The sequence below is a fragment of the Alteromonas sp. S015 genome, assembly GCF_036864485.1.
GTDB lineage: Bacteria > Pseudomonadota > Gammaproteobacteria > Enterobacterales > Alteromonadaceae > Alteromonas.
Genome location: NZ_JAZETO010000001.1, coordinates 742,694 through 759,852 on the forward strand (window position 1 = coordinate 742,694; position 17,159 = coordinate 759,852).

A 17,159-nucleotide genomic window follows, 5' to 3' on the forward strand; every position below is an offset into this window, starting at 1 on the left:
CGTCTCATTTTTTATTAAAAAATCGAGTTTTGTGTTTCTTCTCTTCGACCTCAAGTAGCAAAGTCCATTGTAAAAACAGGGGCTTTTCTCTTCGCAAGGAAAGCGCTGTATTGAGTTATTCGATTTTATACGGATGAACCTACACACCGCATAACTGATAAGGTATATCGCTATTGCTATGAGAGTGCGACAACTTGCTTGCGCAGCGCTTCAATATCGTCACGTAAAGAGGCTGCTTTTTCGAACTCAAGCTCACGCGCATATTCGAACATCTGCTTTTCAAGCTCCGTAATTTGGTCCATCAATTCAGTGGCGCTTGCCGTTTTCTGTTGCTTCTTCTTCTCTTCAACCTTGCGCAGTCTGACTTTTCCAGACGCAGGGTGCGCGTTGTCGCCTAAATCCATAATATCGGTAATAGGTTTATTAAGCCGCATTGGCGTAATACCGTTTGCCTCGTTATGCGCCATTTGCTTCTCACGACGGCGTTCGGTCTCGTCCATCGCTTTTTTCATCGATTTGGTAATACTGTCGGCGTACAAGATAGCTTTACCATTCACGTGACGCGCGGCTCTACCAATAGTCTGGATTAACGAACGTTCAGCGCGCAAGAAGCCTTCTTTGTCGGCATCTAAAATAGCCACTAGCGATACTTCGGGCATATCTAGACCTTCACGTAACAGGTTAATACCAACCAACACGTCGAATTTACCCAACCGCAAGTCTCGGATTATTTCAATTCGTTCGACGGTATCAATATCCGAGTGTAGATAACGCACTTTAACGCCGTGCTCATTTAAATACTCGCTTAAATCTTCTGCCATACGCTTGGTTAACGTAGTAATAAGCACACGTTCGTCAAGCTCTACTCGCTTTTGAATTTCAGATAGAACATCATCAACCTGAGTTGCTACTGGGCGTACCTCTATAACCGGGTCTAACAGGCCTGTTGGACGCACAACCTGCTCAACTATCTCACCGTCAGTTTTCTTTAACTCATAATCGCCTGGCGTCGCAGACACATAAATGGTTTGCGGGCAAATTTGCTCAAACTCTTCAAACTTAAGCGGACGATTGTCTAACGCCGATGGCAGCCTGAAACCAAATTCCACTAAGGTCTCTTTTCTAGAGCGATCCCCGCGATACATTGCCCCTACTTGGGAAACGGTAACGTGAGACTCATCGATAAACATTAAGCCGTCTGCAGGAAAATAATCCAACAAGGTTGGAGGTGGTTCGCCCGGCGCGCGTCCCGAAAGGTAGCGAGAGTAATTTTCAATTCCTGAACAGTATCCAAGCTCCATCATCATTTCGATATCGAACTGGGTACGCTGTGAAATACGCTGTTCTTCAATCAACTTATTCGCGTCTTGAAGCTGCTTTTTGCGCTCGCCTAGTTCTTCTTTGATATGCTCAATAGCATTCAGGATTTTCTCGCGAGGCGTTACATAGTGCGTTTTAGGAAAAACCGTGGCCCGAATAACGGACTTATCGACAGCCCCCGTTAACGGATCAAACAGACTAATTTTATCTATCTCGTCATCGAACAACTCAACCCTTACGGCTTGCTTTTCAGAGTCCGCTGGAAAGATATCTATAACATCGCCACGAACGCGAAAAGTCCCCCGCTCGAACGCTAAATCATTGCGCTTATACTGCAGTTCAGCAAGGCGGCGAAGAATGTCACGCTGGTCCATGGTGTCGCCCTGACGAAGGTGTAACAGCATTTTCATGTAGGATTCAGGATCGCCCAAACCATAAATAGCAGACACACTGGCTACAATAACAACGTCGCGGCGCTCCATCAGTGCTTTGGTGGCTGATAATCGCATTTGTTCAATGTGATCATTGATTGACGCGTCTTTCTCAATAAAAGTATCGGTACTTGGAACATAAGCTTCAGGCTGGTAATAATCGTAATAGGAAACGAAGTACTCCACAGCGTTATTGGGAAAAAACTCTTTCATCTCACCGTAAAGCTGAGCCGCTAATGTCTTGTTGTGTGCAAGAATAAGCGTTGGTCTCTGCACTTCTTTAATGACATTAGCCATGGTAAAGGTTTTACCCGACCCCGTAACACCAAGCAGTGTTTGGCCGGCCAAGCCACTTTCTAGGCCATCCACCAAAGCTTCTATTGCTTTTGGCTGGTCGCCTGCTGGCTTGTATTTAGAATGAAGCTCAAACCCTCTACTCATTTACTTAACCTTTTCTTTAGCTTACTGCTTAACATTTTGCTTGCGGTCAAACTACTCAACATTAAAAACACACAACCTCAAGTGGCCGCTCTGGTATTAGCTCTGCTCAGACGTTTCTTTATCTGATTCAAACTGAGTAATCGCACGTTTGAAAACAACAAATGAAACACACGCCATTGCAAAATTGGCAATGACGGTTCCTGCAAATAAACCTTTCAGTTCAAAGAGAACACTACCCGCAACGCTGATAGGTACGAAGAAAACAAATAAGCGGATGACACTTAGTGTTAACGCCGTCATCGGTCTGTGCATGGCATTCAACGATGAGTTAGTCAGAATGATAATGCCTTGCATGCCATAACCCAGCGGCACAATCATAAGAAACAACTGTATTAGTGCGCTTACCTCTGCTTCATTAGCAAAGGCAACGGCTATCCAGCTAGACAGTCCCCACATGACAAGAAAAATGGCGAACTGCCAAACCAGAACAAATTTCAATGTAAGCGAATATGCCGTTTTTACCCGTTCTACTTGGCCTGCTCCAACGTTTTGGCTGATAAATGGAGGCAGTGTCATGGATAGTGCCAGAACAACAATACTTGCAATAGACTCCATTCTATTTCCCACTCCCCACGCTGCAACCGCTTCGGCGCCGTAACCAGCAACTACAGCTGTCATCACGCCACCGGCAACAGGGGTAAGCATATTCGCCCCCGCTGCAGGTAGTCCTATTTTGAGAATTTCACGGCTGCTATCACGCAGCTCGGTCAGTGTAAGTAGTCGAGGCAACATCAACTTTCGACGAACGGCTAAAATATAAAGAATCCATAATGCGCCAACTGTCCACGCTATAAGGGTAGCGAGTGCCGCACCTTTTATACCCATTGCCGGAATGGGCCCAAGACCAAAGATGAAAATAGGGTCAAGCAACGCGTTTAATCCGCCGCCCGCTGCCATAACAATACTGGGTGTGCGGGTATCGCCACAGGCACGCAGCACACTATTACCCACCATCGGCATGGCAAGAAAGATGCTCGACAAGTACCACAGCCCCATATAGTCAGATATGTACGACATTAGATTGTCTGTTGCATTAAGCAATTTAAACACAGGCTCTATGGTGAAAAAGCCAATTACTGCTAATGCACCCACAAGCAAAACGGACAGCATTAACGAACCCGTCGCATAATGTCGGGACTTGGTTATTTCTTTGCTGCCCTGCAACTGACCTATAATTGCAGAGGTACCAATACCTAAACCTATGTTCAGACTTATTACGGTAAAGGTAACGGGAAAGGTAAAACTAATAGCGGCTAACGGGTCGGTGCCCAACAAGCTCACAAAAAAGGTATCGATAAGTCCAAAGCTCATCATCATTACCATTCCCAGTATCATGGGAATAGTCATACGCTTTAACGTAGCACCTATATCTCCTTCCAATAAGTCGGAAGTACGTTGTTTAGCGTTACTTTTTATCACTTGAGCTCCAGCAAACTAAAATCCCCTCATCAATTGCGCGTTAGTGTAAAAGAGTGAACACTATTTAGCTATGCGTATTCGACAAACAAAACAAAGCGTAAGAAGGCGTGTTAGAAAAGTTATGTTCTTGGCAAAAATACGTACGATTAATTAATTCACAGGCAACGCGATAAAACCCACAGTTTTTTTGTGAAGGCACAACAAAATGAATGTGTGTAAATTCATGACAGTTTAATTTCTGTTCTATTTCACTTTTACTATAACGGCCAAACGTCGCTAATGCATTTGGATTCACTAACAGAGTGTTCAAAAGCGTCACCAAAGCGTTAAAAATTTGTAAAGTGCTGAGAATTAAGCGTGATTTCATTGAATAGCATTTAGTCATTCGTTGAATTAACACACAAGCTACTTTTTGTTCAATCGATCTGTTTCGATCGAAGAACGAGATCATAAAAATCAATACAACCCATTGTATTTTAACAACTATAGAGTCAAAAAGGTCACAAACTGATTAGATCAATACACATGCGATCTTGTACATAGGCGTAGCGAAACCAAGCTATCAACATAGTTATCCACAGATTTAGTGGATAACTAACGCCAGACCATATTCGGCGCGATTTCGTGCTCGATTAATTTCTCAGCACGTAAGTGGTGACTAACCTTTTAATCCTCAGGTACAGGTTACAGATTTATTAAATGCTGTACATAATACCAGTATGGAAGTGCTTTTTTATTCTATTTAGTTATAGCCTTTAATTTTTGTGAGATATATAAGTAAAAAAACACAGCGACTTTTTTAAGGGCTAAAACAACCTCTTGTTTATAAGCTAGGAGGCAATAATGTGCAGTTATTGACCACCACTTTCACCGCATTGACGACAAAATGAGCATAAAAGCCGTAAAAAGCTATTTTTTGCGCAGTCAGCACAAATATTTCATTTATGTTGTTGACAGTTCCTAAGTACGTCTTTAATATTCGCCTCCGTTGAAGCACAGGTCCCCCTTAGCTCAGTTGGTTAGAGCGACGGACTGTTAATCCGCAGGTCCCCCGTTCGAGTCGGGGAGGGGGAGCCAACTTCAGCAACAACTTAGGTGTCGATTCCCCCTTAGCTCAGTTGGTTAGAGCGACGGACTGTTAATCCGCAGGTCCCCCGTTCGAGTCGGGGAGGGGGAGCCACTTAGTTGGCTCTCGAATCGCCTCACTCACATCACTCTATTTTAATTCCTAAAACAGCGCGTTTAGACATTAAATAACCCTAATTCAATCAAGTTGTTAAACCCGTTCTAAAAAGGGATAATAGACGCAATCTGTTTTTCTTTTTAATTCGCGGGCGTTGTCCGTCAAGATTCCTCGAAGGAATTGCGTTATTCATGACTGAATTTTTACTGCTATTGATTGGTACAGTATTGGTTAACAACTTTGTGTTGGTTAAGTTTCTCGGCTTATGTCCGTTCATGGGTGTATCTGGAAAACTAGAAACCGCCATGGGTATGTCCATGGCCACCACATTTGTACTCACTCTCGCCTCAGCATCAAGCTATTTGGTAGAAACCTACTTACTTGCTCCGCTCGGCATTGGTTATCTAAGAACGCTCGCTTTCATTCTTGTTATCGCAGTCGTTGTTCAATTCACAGAAATGGTCGTGCACAAAACGAGTCCCACTTTGTATAGGTTGTTAGGTATATTCCTTCCTCTTATTACAACCAATTGTGCAGTACTTGGCGTCGCATTACTAAATCTAACTGAACAGCATAATTTTATGCAGAGTCTTATCTATGGCTTCGGCGCTGCTGTAGGATTCTCACTAGTGCTGGTGTTGTTTGCCGCTATGCGTGAGCGTTTAGCTGCAGCTGATGTACCCGTATCTTTTAAAGGCGCCTCAATCGCGATGATTACCGCAGGCCTTATGTCCCTTGCATTTATGGGCTTTAGTGGATTGGTGAACGTGTAATGACGATATCTACTGCTATTATATTTGCCGTTATTGCCATTGGCGCCCTTGCGCTTGTTTTCGGATTGGTTCTGGGCTATGCGAGCATCCGCTTTAAAGTTGAGGGCGACCCGCTTGTTGAGCAAATAGATGCCGTACTACCACAAACTCAATGTGGTCAATGCGGATATCCGGGCTGCAAGCCTTATGCTGAGGCAATTGCAGACGGTGATGATATTAATAAGTGCCCACCAGGCGGCGAGGCAACAATAAAAAAACTTGCAGACTTAATGGGGGTTGAACCAAAACCTCTTGATGCAGCACACGGCGAAGAAGACGTTAAAAAAGTCGCCTTTATACGCGAAGACGAATGTATCGGCTGTACCAAGTGCATTCAGGCCTGCCCTGTTGACGCTATTTTAGGTGCCGCCAAGCACATGCACACGGTTATTACCGATGAATGTACAGGATGTGACTTATGTGTAGATCCCTGCCCTGTCGACTGTATCGACATGGTGCCAATTGCTCAAACAACTTCTACATGGAAGTGGGATTTTGAATCATCACCTAAAGGTGATATTCCCATCAAAATGGTGTCGTAATTGTGATGTATCCAAGTTTTGATTCAATTATAGAAACCCTTGAAGCGGGAAAGATGTACTCATTTCCAGGTGGCGTACATCCCGACGATAAAAAATCGCTTTCTAACACATCAGTAATAAAGAAACCGTCGTTACCCGAATTATTGATTGTTCCTTTAAGGCAGCACATTGGCTCAGACGGTATCTGCTGCGTAGAAGTTGGCGATACTGTATTGAAAGGCCAAATTCTTTCGCAAAGCTCATCGCCTTTTTCTGTGCCGGTTCATGCGCCAACCTCGGGTGAGGTTGTTGCGATTGCTCCACATGTTGTGGCACACCCCAGCGGCCTAACAGAAATGTGTATTTCAATACGCCCTGATGGCAAAGACTCATGGTGCAACCTATTTCCTATTGCTAATTACAGCGAGTTAGATAAGAACAAGTTAATTGAAGCCATTTGCCAAGCTGGTATTTCAGGAATGGGTGGCGCAGGCTTCCCCACCCATATTAAAACCTCAACGTCTAAGCCTGTTGAGTTTCTTATTTTAAACGGGATTGAGTGCGAACCGTATATCACGTCTGATGATAGATTAATGCGTGAGCACGCGTGGCAAATACGCCAGGGTCTAGACATTCTTACTCACCTTATCGGGCCAAAAGCCATTGTAGTGGCGGTTGAAGACAACAAACCCGAAGCCTTTGAGGCACTTAACATTGCTTGTCAGGATAAGAAAGACTACCGCGTAGTCAGCGTTGAAACTAAATACCCTGCCGGCGGCGAAAAACAGTTGATTCAGGTACTGACTGGCCGAGAAGTACCAAGAAATGGGTTGCCTGCCGATGTAGGTGTGATGATGTTCAACGTAGGGACCTGCTATGCCATTGCTGATGCCATTTTACACGGTAAGCCACTGATTGAGCGCGTTGTTACCGTAACTGGTGAAGCCGTTGAATCACCAAGCAATTTTAGAGCGTTGTTGGGTACGCCCGTTTCTCATCTATTGGATGAAGCAAACTACAACCCGAAAAAACAAAAAGCACCCAAAGTAATTATGGGTGGTCCTATGATGGGCTTCACTTTATCAGACGCTACGATCCCCGTGGTAAAAACCACAAACTGCTTACTTGTCCCTGCCAAGAAAGAGCTTGTAGACGATAACGCAGAGCGCCCCTGTATTCGCTGTAGCGCATGCGCCGACGCATGCCCTGCCTCATTGCTCCCCCAACAAATGTTTTGGCACGCCAAAGCAAAAGAGTACGATAAAGCCGAAGAATACGACCTTTTCGACTGTATTGAGTGCGGCGCATGTGCTTACGTTTGCCCCAGTGAGATCCCACTGGTGCATTACTACCGCCAAGCTAAATCTGAAATACGCATTCAGCGCGATGAAAAGAACAAGGCTGAAAAGGCCAAGCAGCGTTTTGAAGCTCGTAAAGAACGTTTAGAGCGCGAAAAGCTTGAGCGTGAAGCGAAACATAGAAAAGCAAAAGAAGCGCGTTTAGCCGCAAACAAGGCCAAAGAACAAAATGCTGTAGCAGCCGATAAAGCGAATAGCGCTGTTGATGCTGGCGCAACTGAAGCGAAGGATAAAGTAGCAGCAGCGCTTGCACGGGCGAAAGCAAAGAAAGCCGCCATGCAGGCTCCCGCGAATGGTGAAAGCATGACAGCTAATAACGACGAGCATAACAATACGACCGATGATAAAAAGGCCCAGGTCGCTGCCGCAATTGCAAGAGCAAAGGCGAAAAAGGCGGCGCAGGCTCAAAACGACATTCAAGAAGAAAGCGCTGACGAAGCATCAACCACAGAAGCGCCAATTAGTCAGGCATCATCACCTGAAGATGAGAAAAAAGCCAAGGTTGCCGCCGCTATCGCACGGGCGAAAGCAAAGAAAGCCGCACAAGCCAGCCAGTCTATAGCGTCGTCGACAGAGAAACCAGCGGGCTCTAATGACGAAAAAACGGCTGACTTTTCCGATACTGAAACCAATGCCGCGCTTTCAGCTGAAGCGCAGAAAAAAGCGCGTATTGCAGCAGCAGTCGCTAAAGCAAAAGCGCAAAAAGCAGCTAACAAAAGGGAGAACGGGCAACCCGATGAATCAGTTTCTTTGCAAGGTACGTCAGCTCAATCAAACGAGCAATCAGTTAGTCAACCTGAAGCACAGCTAGATGAGAAAAAAGCCAGGATCGCAGCTGCGGTAGCGAAAGCAAAAGCTAAAAAAGCCGCTTCGCAAAAAGAGTACGGGTCTAGCCATTCCACTGAAGCTGACGCAGAAGAGCAAAACGTTAATTCGCCAAAAGAAGCCGGTGTTCCAAGCACCAGCCATCAAAACAATAGTGCTTCAAATGTTAACGCGGAAGATTCAGATCGTAATTCGAGCGCAGCGGATGAGAAAAAAGCACGTATTGCTGCTGCTGTGGCAAAGGCAAAAGCAAAGAAACTCGCTCAAGAAGGTAATGGTGACTTAGCCTCCTCACCAGATACTGCTAAACAGGAGAGAAGTAAAGCATCTGAACAGAATGAATCGTCTACCAATGCAGCTCAAGCTACAAGCACGCAAACCTCTTCTCAACCTACCGAGCAAGATGAAAAGAAAGCACGCATAGCGGCTGCAGTAGCGAAAGCTAAAGCAAAGAAAGCGGCAGCTGAACAAGAGAAAGAATCAGAATGAAGTTAAGTTTATCGAGTTCACCACACCAACGGGTTAAACGCGACACCGGCCAAGTTATGCGCATGGTCGTCTACGCTATGATCCCAGGCATTATTGCGCAATCTTTCTTGTTCGGTTGGGGAACCCTTATTCAGGCAGTCATCGCAGTAGTATGCGCACTGGTTATTGAAGGGGTAATTTTACACTTAAGAAAGCGCCCTATCGAGCGCACCCTTACTGATTACAGCGCGGTTTTAACAGGCTTATTAATCGCTATTAGTATTCCACCTACCTTGCCATGGTGGATGACGGTTACGGGCGTTTTCTTCGCAATTGCGGTAGCTAAACAGGTGTACGGTGGGCTTGGCTTTAATATTTTCAACCCAGCCATGATAGCGTACGTGGTGCTGCTTATTTCATTCCCTGCGGCGATGAGCCAATGGCTGCCTCCCTCGGCTCAAGCAGGCATCATGCCGAGCTTCTTTGACTCGGTATCACTCATATTTACTGGCTTTACTACCAGCGGATATGATGTCACTCAACTCAAAACCATTGCCGATGGTGTAACCATGGCTACACCGTTAGACACATTAAAAACCGACCTAACGCAAGGCGTAACATACTCAGAATCATTAGCGAAGCCAATCTTCGATGGCGGTATATTCGACGCCGCCGGGGCAGGATGGGGCATAGTGAGTATTGCGTATTTTCTCGGCGGCATCTACCTGTGGAAAACCCGCGTTATCAGCTGGCACATCCCAGGAGGCATGCTGCTAAGCGTGTTTGTTTGTGCATCACTGCTTCATTTAATTAACGCCGATTACTATGCTTCACCGCTATTTCACCTGTTTAATGGCGCTGTTATTGTGGGCGCCTTTTTTATCGCCACCGACCCGGTTTCAGCGTCAACAACGCCAAAAGGCCGAGTGATATTCGGTGCAGCGATTGGCTTTTGGGTGATAATAATTCGTACCTTTGGCGGCTACCCAGATGCTGTTGCGTTTGCAGTTATTATTATGAACATGGCGGTACCTTTGATTGACTATTATACCCGTCCCCGTGTGTACGGGAAAAACGTGGGCAAAGTCCGAGGTAAACACTAATGATGAAAGAAAGCCTTGCAAAAAACGGCCTCATGTTAGGTGCGTTTGCCGTTGTTACCACTGCATTAATAGCACTCACTTTTTTTGGCACCCAAGATAAAATTGAGCAACAAAAGCAGCAAAAACTGCTAAGCGTACTTAATGAAGTTGTGCCAAGCGAATTCCACGACAATGCGCTTTACGCCAACTGCACAGAAGTCAATGCACCTGAACTTGGCATCAAAAAAAACCACAAAATATATCGCGCCACGTTAAATGGTCAACCTAACGCATTAGTGTTAGAAGCCACTGCTCCAGACGGATACAGCGGAGATATCGATATCGTTGTTGGTGTAAAAGTGGATACGCAAGTTGCTGGAAACAGACAGGGCAACTCGAGTAATGACTCGCTCGACGGTGAGAGTGAAAGACTCAATACCACTGCATTAGCGCTTTCGGATTTAGCCGAGCTTGACTCAACACAACAGAGAATATCAGAGCAGGACAGGTATGCATCCAACCTCTCTTCGTCCGACGCTAAAAAAACCAGTATGAGAGTGCTTGGCGTGCGCGTTATCGAACACAAAGAAACCCCTGGGCTTGGCGACAAAATAGAGCTTGCTGTAAGCGATTGGATAACAACATTTAGTGACAAGTCTTTTTCACCCGATAATTTAGCGCCGTGGCAAGTCAAAAAAGACGGTGGAGAATTTGATCAGTTTACTGGTGCTACCATCACGCCAAGAGCGGTAGTAGGCGCAGTACGTGAAGCTTTACTCTATGCTCAGGCCAACCAGACTATGCTTTTCAACGCACCTAACACCTGCGCAAATACAAATTCCGTTGAAACGATTGATACCATTAACGTGAATGAGGCTCAACCTCATAGTATAGAGGAGCTATAACGTGACTGACTTTCGCGACCTGTCTTTGCAAGGGCTTTGGAAGAACAATCCCGCACTGGTACAGCTGTTAGGTTTGTGCCCGCTGTTAGCCGTTACCGCAACCTTTATCAATGGTCTTGGGTTAGGCCTCGCTACCATGCTGGTACTCATCGGCAGTAACGTTACCGTTTCACTCGTTCGAAATGTGGTAAGAAACGAAATCCGCATCCCCGTTTTTGTTATGATCATCGCTGCATTCGTTACCATTGTTCAGCTATTAATGAATGCTTACACCTACGACCTTTACTTAGCATTAGGTATTTTTATTCCGCTGATTGTAACTAACTGCGCCATTATAGGTCGCGCAGAGGCGTTTGCGTCGAAAAATGGACCGCTCGCTTCTGCTTACGATGGGCTTATGATGGGACTGGGCTTTACCGCAGTGTTGGTTATTTTAGGTGGTATGCGTGAAGTATTGGGTGCAGGTACGTTATTAGCGGGGGCTGATAGGTTGTTCGGGCCCATTGCCGCAAACTGGACCATCACGCTATTTAACACTGAAAACCCGTTTTTGCTTGCAATATTACCACCAGGAGCATTCTTAGGCATGGGCCTGCTCATTGCTATCAAAAACAGTATCGATGCGAAGTTAGCGGCTAAGCAAACATCGCCTGCAGTGAAGGCTGAACGGGTACGCGTTACAGCTGAAAGCTAGACGTTAAAACATGCAAAAACAATAAAGTAGTTAGAAATGAATGATGTAACTAAGTCGGCCAAGCCGCTTTCTAAGCAGGAAAAAGTAAAAGAAATCATGCGGATTTTGGATGACCTTTATCCAGAAATTCCAATCTTTTTAGATCACAAAGACCCATATACGTTACTCATTGCGGTTCTACTATCGGCACAATGTACAGACGAGCGCGTTAATCAAATTACGCCAAAGTTGTTCGCTCGCGCGGATAACCCCTACGACATGGTGTTGATGAGTATTGAAGAAATACAAGACATTATTCGTCCTTGTGGATTATCGCCTATGAAGTCGAAAGGCATTTGGCATTTATCTGACATGATCATTAAACAACACAACGGTGAAGTGCCCGCAAACTTTGAAGCGCTGGAGGCCATGCCTGCTGTAGGCCACAAAACGGCTGCAGTGGTTATGTCTCAAGGCTTTGGTATTCCTGCGTTCCCGGTAGATACTCACATTCACCGTTTAATGTACCGCTGGGGTTTATCGAACGGAAAAAGCGTAGAGCAGACTGAGCGTGACGCAAAACGCTTGTTTCCTAAAGAACGGTGGAACGATCTACATCTGCAAATCATTCTGTACGGTAGAGAATACTGCCCTGCCCGCGGTTTTGACTTAAATAAGTGTGTTATCACACGCGAGTTCGGTAGAAAGAGCTTCATCAATGAAGTACTAAAGGAACAAGAGAAAAAACAAAAGTTGGCGCTTAAGAAGAAGCGTAAATAACACATTTTTAGAGAGGAGCCATTAAGCTCCTCTTTTTTTTAACTCCATTCACTTACTCACACAAACGATTTTGCGATTAACATACAACTTCGGCTTGTAGTTTGCCTCGAAAGCACATTTCAAATTGGCTATGATGGTTATGTCGTATTTTTGCTCACGCAAATAAACAAAAATATAAAAATAATCCATGGAGAACACATGTCTCGATTAAATACTATCGCTAGAAAGCTAGCGTTTGGTGCATTGGTAAGTGCATGCAGTTTTGGCGTTTTTGCTGAAACTTCCCCCATTACTGAAGAGCAAAAGAAAAATGCGGAAGCGTTAATTCAAAAAGCCCTGAAAAGTGATTTAGGTTATAAGATCGTTGAATCACTAACCACAGAGATTGGCCCTCGCCTGGGCGGCTCTGAAGCAGAAAAGCGAGCCAGAGATTGGGGCGTGGTGGTAGGAGAGCGTCTAGGCTTTGATAAAGTCAGCATAGAAGAATTCACTATGCCGTTTTGGGATAGAGGCCACCTGCACATTTCACTGACTGCGCCTTATGCTCAACCGCTTTACGGCACAGCCCTTGGCGGCGCAGCGCCCTCTGAAAGCGAGATCAATGCTGACATCGTTTATTTCAGAGACATTCACGCGTTAACCACAGTTAAAGATGGCGCACTTAAAGGCAAAATTGCATTTGTAGATGGCGACGCCATGGTAAAAAGCCAAACCGGTGCAGGGTATGGTCAAGCGAATCAACGTCGCCGTATTGGGTGGCAACATGCTCAACGCGGTGGTGCAGAAGCGCTAGTCGTGCGCTCAGTAGGCTCAGATTCTCATCGTTTCCCTCACTCAGGCATGATGAGCGCAGACGGCGACAAATGGGCAGATATCCCTGTTGTTGCTATTTCAAACCCGGATGCTGATCATCTACGACGCCTCCACAATTTAGGCAAGCCACTATCGCTATCGCTCCATTCTGAGTCAAAGTGGAAAGGCGAAGTAAACAGCGGCAACGTAATACTGGATTTAGTAGGCAGTGAAAAGCCCGAAGAAATTGTACTTATTGGTGGCCACCTAGATAGCTGGGATTTAGGTACTGGTGCTGTCGATGACGGCGCGGGCGTTGCTATTACCACCGCAGCCGCCGCATTAATTGCATCACTGCCAGAGCGCCCCAAGCGCACCATACGTGTGGTTATGTTTGGTGCTGAAGAAGTGGGTTTATTAGGTGCTTTTGCTTACGCTAAGCAGCACGAAAAGAACCTTGAGAACCACGTTCTCGCCACAGAATCTGACTTTGGCGCGCAAACTATCTGGCAACTTGTGTCAAACGTGAATCCCGAAGCGACGGTATTAGTTGATGAAATCGCAAAGATTTTATCGCCGCTACGTATAATACGTGGGGGTTCAGATATTGTTGGCGGCGGTCCTGACATTATACCGCTAGCAGCGGCAGGCGTGCCGACGATTAGACTAAACCAAAACGGTAGAGATTACTTTGATCTTCACCACACGCCAGATGATACCTTAGATAAAATCAACCCGGATGAGCTTGCACAAAACATTGCAGCCTACGCAGCAAGTATATACTTGTTAGCCGATTCGGACGTTGATTTAAAAGCGAAACAGTAGCGAATCATCAACATTGGTCAGTGCATCTTGTGCTGGCCAATGCTTACCAATACTCTGCTTGCCCTCTCCTCTGCTAATGCCCCAAATGCGTACGTTTTATTGCGCTTGAATTAGCTGGGCAACAAATCGCTTCGCTTCTTGCCTTGAAGGCAATTCTACATGTCGATACGTATTCGCATGTTTAAAGGCTACGGTTGCTTTATTTATGGAGATATTTGAGATTAACGCACCTGACATGGCGCTATTAAAAGTAGAGATATAATTTTGAGATTGCATAGTAAATACTTCTTTATTGATATTGTTTGTTTTGAATTCCTCGCAGGTTGGGTAAAGAAATCGAAAAACGAAAATTAGGCTCTTGCGTAAACATACGGTTTCAGAAAGAGCCCATCTTTTAAATGGTCACTTCAGATAAGAGAAATGACCCTAGATAAGCGTGAAAATCTTATCGTACTACTACGTTAGCAGCTTGAGGACCTTTTTGGCCTTGTTCAACTTCGAAGCTAACCGCTTGACCTTCAGCAAGGGTCTTGAAGCCGTCAGAAGTGATTGAACGGAAGTGTACGAATACGTCTTTGCCACCAGCTTCAGGAGTGATGAAACCAAAACCTTTTTCTTCGTTGAACCACTTAACTGTACCGTTTACAGAATTAGACATAATAAAAACCTTTTAAAAAATTGATGTAATGGTGGAAACCACCGAATAGCTATAGACATCTCCAAGCTAGTAAAGCAGTTGTATATCTATATAAAACTTCAATTTGAAAGATTTAAAAAAGAGGTACAGCGCAGTATTAGGTAAAGCAAATAACATATCTAGAGCGAAGCGAAAGGTACAGGTAATTGCGAGCAATGTCCACTAGTTTTTAGTTTAATTTTTAATCAAAATGCATTTTTTTACAAAATCTTTTTGGCAAAGCTGAATACGTATGTTTGTTCAAGGTAATTGAAAGCTAGGTTAACCTTGTTTTTTTACTATAGAGATGAGTTATGACAAACATGTATACGCTAGCAGGTAAGACAGCAATTGTTACTGGAGGCGGAAAAGGGCTTGGTAAAACTATCGCTCACTTCCTGCTAGAGGCAGGAATGAAGATCGCCATTTGTGGGCGCACTGAAATTACTATCAAGCAGACTGTAGAACAGTTCGACGAGCTATTTCCAGGCAATGTCGTTGGCCAAGTTTGTGATGTATCGAAAAGCGCCGATGTCGCCAGTTTTGTTAGAAAGGTGAAAGATGCGTTTGGCGAACTACACGTCCTAATTAATAACAGTGGCTTTGGTAAGGAAACCCTTGTCTGGGAAACCAGTGAAGACGATTGGGACGAAGTAATGGATACTAACGTAAAAGGCTCCTTTCTCATGTGTAAAGAGGTCGTGCCTCACATGATTAACAACAACGAAGGCTACATCATCAATATCGCCTCTCAGGCTGCATTGAACGGCTATGCCAATGCAGGTGTTTACTGCGCATCAAAATTCGCGATGGTAGGGCTTGGAAAAGCGTTGCAAGAAGAGGTTCGCCCCTACGGTATTCATGTACATTCCCTAAACCCTGCGCTGATACAGTCGCAGAAGACAAAAACAGAGCAAGTGGACGATGGCCTGATTCAAAATGAAGACTTAGGCAACATGGTGGTGTACCTGTTAAGCCAACCACGCCGACTTAAAATTGATAATATCGGCCTGTGGGGCTTTTAATACCAGTCCGCATAGTACGTTTAACTAGAATTGTAAAACTGTCTTAAAGCGTTAACATTTCCTAATTATCATAAGTGCATGTTGTTAGCGTTTACTCAAGTAAAACGCGGCGCCACAGTTATTGCTTTTGTTCGCGACCCTGATGGGTATGTGTTAGAGCTTATACAAAACAAATCCATCTCGCTATAAATTGGCTCAAAAATGAGAACAAGTACTGAAGATGCAGCCAAGATAGTTAAAGCGCGTTAAACGTTTACGTCGCCAAACTATAAGCTTAAAAATCTGCGGCACTAAAAAAACCGATAAAAACCACATGGAGTGACACGACATGCTACGTAATCGTTTATTATTTTTACAAAATGATAATGATAAAAACAAAAACCATGCTAGGACAGCGATAAGTCGTAAGCCTCAAGCAGCGCACAATATATTCTTGTCCAGTAAGCCGAAAGTAAAACTGGCAGCTATTCTGCCTGCGTTGTTCGTAATATTTACCGGAGCATTTACCGCTGACAGTGCGTTTTCGGCCTCTGCTGCGAATAGCGAGAGTACGCTGATAAGTGCTGATTCAAAAGAAAATGTTGAAGCGCATTTTACCGTTATTGCCCATCGCGGAGCGTCAGGCTATTTACCAGAGCATACTCTCGAAGCGGCTACCCTCGCCTTTTCGCTGCGTCCCGATTTCATCGAACAAGACGTAGTTATCACCAAAGACGACATCCCCGTTGTACTACACGACATCCACTTAGAGACAGTTACCGATGTAGAAAATATTTTTCCAACGCGTCACCGAGATGACGGGCGTTTTTACGTCCGCGACTTTACTCTTGAAGAGCTGCGACAACTGCGCGTACACGAACGCACTGGCAGTAATGGAAGCCAGGTATTCGAGAATAGATATCGCGGTAATCACGCTAATTTCAACGTGGCTACACTTGCCGAGCACTTTGAATTAATCAGTGAGTTAAATCGCCAATTTGGCACATCAGTCGGAGTTTATCCTGAAGTGAAATCCCCAGCTTTTCACATAGATGAAGGTGTTGATGCCAGTAAGATGGTTGTTGATGCTCTCAATACTTACGGGTTTGGTGGAGAGAATGGCAATAGCTACTTGCAATGCTTCGACTTTAACGAGATTAAGCGCATTCGTGAAACCTTGGGGTATAAGGGTAAAGTTGTTATGCTGATTGGCGAAAACGACTGGGGTGAAAGTGACACGGATTACAACTGGTTGCGAACGCAGGAAGGAATGAAACAAGTAGCAAATTATGCAGACGGCATAGGCCCTTGGTTAGGCCACCTGCTTGATAATGACGCCATGGTTCAAGGAAAAATAAAAGCCGCTAGTTGGGTTAAATACGCCCACGAAAACAAGCTGACAATCCACCCCTACACCTATCGTCACGATGCGCTACCGGCGGGTATGAGTTCAGAACAAGTCTTGGACGTATTAAACAAGGTTGTAGATGCTGACGGCGTTTTCACCGACCATTTAGTGCCTGTATTAACGTGGCGAGACAAACAAAACCAACGTAAGTAAGAAAGGGGTTGAGGCGCTTTGAT

General features: G+C 44.9%; 14 protein-coding genes, 2 tRNA genes and 1 pseudogene. 13 read left to right on the plus strand and 4 right to left on the minus strand.

What is annotated here, in order from left to right; all coding sequences use genetic code 11:
- Nucleotides 1-176 precede the first annotated feature (176 nt).
- Together uvrB and V7R42_RS03210 are read right to left on the minus strand one after the other, a co-directional pair.
- On the minus strand, nucleotides 177-2,192 hold the full coding sequence (gene uvrB, locus V7R42_RS03205; protein ID WP_334018779.1) for an excinuclease ABC subunit UvrB: 2,016 nt from the start codon (nucleotides 2,190-2,192) through the stop codon (nucleotides 177-179).
- A 96-nt stretch (nucleotides 2,193-2,288) separates the two neighbouring features.
- A complete protein-coding gene (locus V7R42_RS03210; RefSeq protein ID WP_438823628.1) occupies nucleotides 2,289-3,671 on the minus strand; it encodes an MATE family efflux transporter in 1,383 nt (460 codons plus the stop codon).
- A 1,000-nt stretch (nucleotides 3,672-4,671) separates the two neighbouring features.
- Here V7R42_RS03210 and V7R42_RS03215 point away from each other — a divergent pair.
- From V7R42_RS03215 to V7R42_RS03260, 10 genes are all read left to right on the plus strand, one after another.
- Nucleotides 4,672-4,748, plus strand: a tRNA-Asn gene (locus V7R42_RS03215).
- Nucleotides 4,749-4,774: 26 nt separating this feature from the next.
- A tRNA-Asn gene (locus V7R42_RS03220) sits at nucleotides 4,775-4,851 on the plus strand.
- Nucleotides 4,852-5,045: 194 nt separating this feature from the next.
- Entirely contained in the window at nucleotides 5,046-5,627 is a 582-nt protein-coding gene (rsxA, locus tag V7R42_RS03225; protein WP_014997766.1) for an electron transport complex subunit RsxA, read from the plus strand.
- Entirely contained in the window at nucleotides 5,627-6,208 is a 582-nt protein-coding gene (gene rsxB / locus V7R42_RS03230) for an electron transport complex subunit RsxB (protein WP_334018780.1), read from the plus strand. Before rsxA ends, rsxB begins: the two co-directional genes overlap by 1 nt.
- A gap of 5 nt (nucleotides 6,209-6,213) precedes the next feature.
- The gene (gene rsxC, locus V7R42_RS03235; protein ID WP_334018949.1) at nucleotides 6,214-8,859 is read left to right on the plus strand and encodes an electron transport complex subunit RsxC; all 2,646 of its coding nucleotides are present in this window, start codon (nucleotides 6,214-6,216) and stop codon (nucleotides 8,857-8,859) included.
- Nucleotides 8,856-9,941: an electron transport complex subunit RsxD gene (gene rsxD / locus V7R42_RS03240; RefSeq protein WP_334018781.1), complete on the plus strand. Its 1,086-nt coding sequence runs from the start codon at nucleotides 8,856-8,858 to the stop codon at nucleotides 9,939-9,941. Before rsxC ends, rsxD begins: the two co-directional genes overlap by 4 nt.
- Entirely contained in the window at nucleotides 9,941-10,825 is an 885-nt protein-coding gene (locus V7R42_RS03245) for an RnfABCDGE type electron transport complex subunit G (protein ID WP_334018782.1), read from the plus strand. The genes rsxD and V7R42_RS03245 overlap by 1 nt, the downstream gene beginning before the upstream one ends.
- Before the next feature lies 1 nt (nucleotide 10,826).
- On the plus strand, nucleotides 10,827-11,519 hold the full coding sequence (locus V7R42_RS03250; RefSeq protein ID WP_334018783.1) for an electron transport complex subunit E: 693 nt from the start codon (nucleotides 10,827-10,829) through the stop codon (nucleotides 11,517-11,519).
- A gap of 36 nt (nucleotides 11,520-11,555) precedes the next feature.
- Nucleotides 11,556-12,278, plus strand: coding sequence for an endonuclease III domain-containing protein (locus V7R42_RS03255; RefSeq protein WP_334018784.1), 723 nt, complete (start codon nucleotides 11,556-11,558; stop codon nucleotides 12,276-12,278).
- A 198-nt stretch (nucleotides 12,279-12,476) separates the two neighbouring features.
- A complete protein-coding gene (locus tag V7R42_RS03260) occupies nucleotides 12,477-13,895 on the plus strand; it encodes a M20/M25/M40 family metallo-hydrolase (RefSeq protein WP_334018785.1) in 1,419 nt (472 codons plus the stop codon).
- A 96-nt stretch (nucleotides 13,896-13,991) separates the two neighbouring features.
- Here the strand turns inward: V7R42_RS03260 and V7R42_RS03265 are convergent, their stop codons facing one another.
- Together V7R42_RS03265 and cspE are read right to left on the minus strand one after the other, a co-directional pair.
- The gene (locus V7R42_RS03265; protein WP_334018786.1) at nucleotides 13,992-14,171 is read right to left on the minus strand and encodes a hypothetical protein; all 180 of its coding nucleotides are present in this window, start codon (nucleotides 14,169-14,171) and stop codon (nucleotides 13,992-13,994) included.
- A 169-nt stretch (nucleotides 14,172-14,340) separates the two neighbouring features.
- Nucleotides 14,341-14,553 (minus strand): transcription antiterminator/RNA stability regulator CspE, encoded by a 213-nt coding sequence (gene cspE, locus V7R42_RS03270; RefSeq protein ID WP_014978693.1) that lies wholly within the window; start codon nucleotides 14,551-14,553, stop codon nucleotides 14,341-14,343.
- 332 nt (nucleotides 14,554-14,885) lie between these two features.
- Between cspE and V7R42_RS03275 the strand changes: the two genes are divergently transcribed.
- From V7R42_RS03275 to glpQ, 3 genes and pseudogenes are all read left to right on the plus strand, one after another.
- Nucleotides 14,886-15,596, plus strand: a complete 711-nt coding sequence (locus V7R42_RS03275; RefSeq protein WP_334018787.1) for an SDR family oxidoreductase — start codon at nucleotides 14,886-14,888, stop codon at nucleotides 15,594-15,596.
- Between the two features lie 99 nt (nucleotides 15,597-15,695).
- Nucleotides 15,696-15,785 (plus strand): annotated as a pseudogene (locus V7R42_RS03280) (lactoylglutathione lyase); the annotation flags it as partial.
- Between the two features lie 139 nt (nucleotides 15,786-15,924).
- On the plus strand, nucleotides 15,925-17,136 hold the full coding sequence (glpQ, locus tag V7R42_RS03285) for a glycerophosphodiester phosphodiesterase (protein ID WP_334018788.1): 1,212 nt from the start codon (nucleotides 15,925-15,927) through the stop codon (nucleotides 17,134-17,136).
- The last annotated feature ends 23 nt before the right edge of the window (nucleotides 17,137-17,159 follow it).

Excerpts from the sequence above, each read along its gene's own strand:
- V7R42_RS03265 (WP_334018786.1), bottom strand. The coding sequence starts at position 14,171 with ATGCAATCTCAAAATTATATCTCTACTTTTAATAGCGCCATGTCAGGT.
- V7R42_RS03255 (WP_334018784.1), top strand. The coding sequence starts at position 11,556 with ATGAATGATGTAACTAAGTCGGCCAAGCCGCTTTCTAAGCAGGAAAAA.
- V7R42_RS03275 (WP_334018787.1), top strand. The coding sequence starts at position 14,886 with ATGACAAACATGTATACGCTAGCAGGTAAGACAGCAATTGTTACTGGA.
- rsxB (WP_334018780.1), top strand. The coding sequence starts at position 5,627 with ATGACGATATCTACTGCTATTATATTTGCCGTTATTGCCATTGGCGCC.
- glpQ (WP_334018788.1), top strand. The coding sequence starts at position 15,925 with ATGCTACGTAATCGTTTATTATTTTTACAAAATGATAATGATAAAAAC.
- rsxA (WP_014997766.1), top strand. The coding sequence starts at position 5,046 with ATGACTGAATTTTTACTGCTATTGATTGGTACAGTATTGGTTAACAAC.
- V7R42_RS03260 (WP_334018785.1), top strand. The coding sequence starts at position 12,477 with ATGTCTCGATTAAATACTATCGCTAGAAAGCTAGCGTTTGGTGCATTG.
- rsxD (WP_334018781.1), top strand. The coding sequence starts at position 8,856 with ATGAAGTTAAGTTTATCGAGTTCACCACACCAACGGGTTAAACGCGAC.
- V7R42_RS03245 (WP_334018782.1), top strand. The coding sequence starts at position 9,941 with ATGATGAAAGAAAGCCTTGCAAAAAACGGCCTCATGTTAGGTGCGTTT.
- uvrB (WP_334018779.1), bottom strand. The coding sequence starts at position 2,192 with ATGAGTAGAGGGTTTGAGCTTCATTCTAAATACAAGCCAGCAGGCGAC.
- cspE (WP_014978693.1), bottom strand. The coding sequence starts at position 14,553 with ATGTCTAATTCTGTAAACGGTACAGTTAAGTGGTTCAACGAAGAAAAA.
- rsxC (WP_334018949.1), top strand. The coding sequence starts at position 6,214 with ATGTATCCAAGTTTTGATTCAATTATAGAAACCCTTGAAGCGGGAAAG.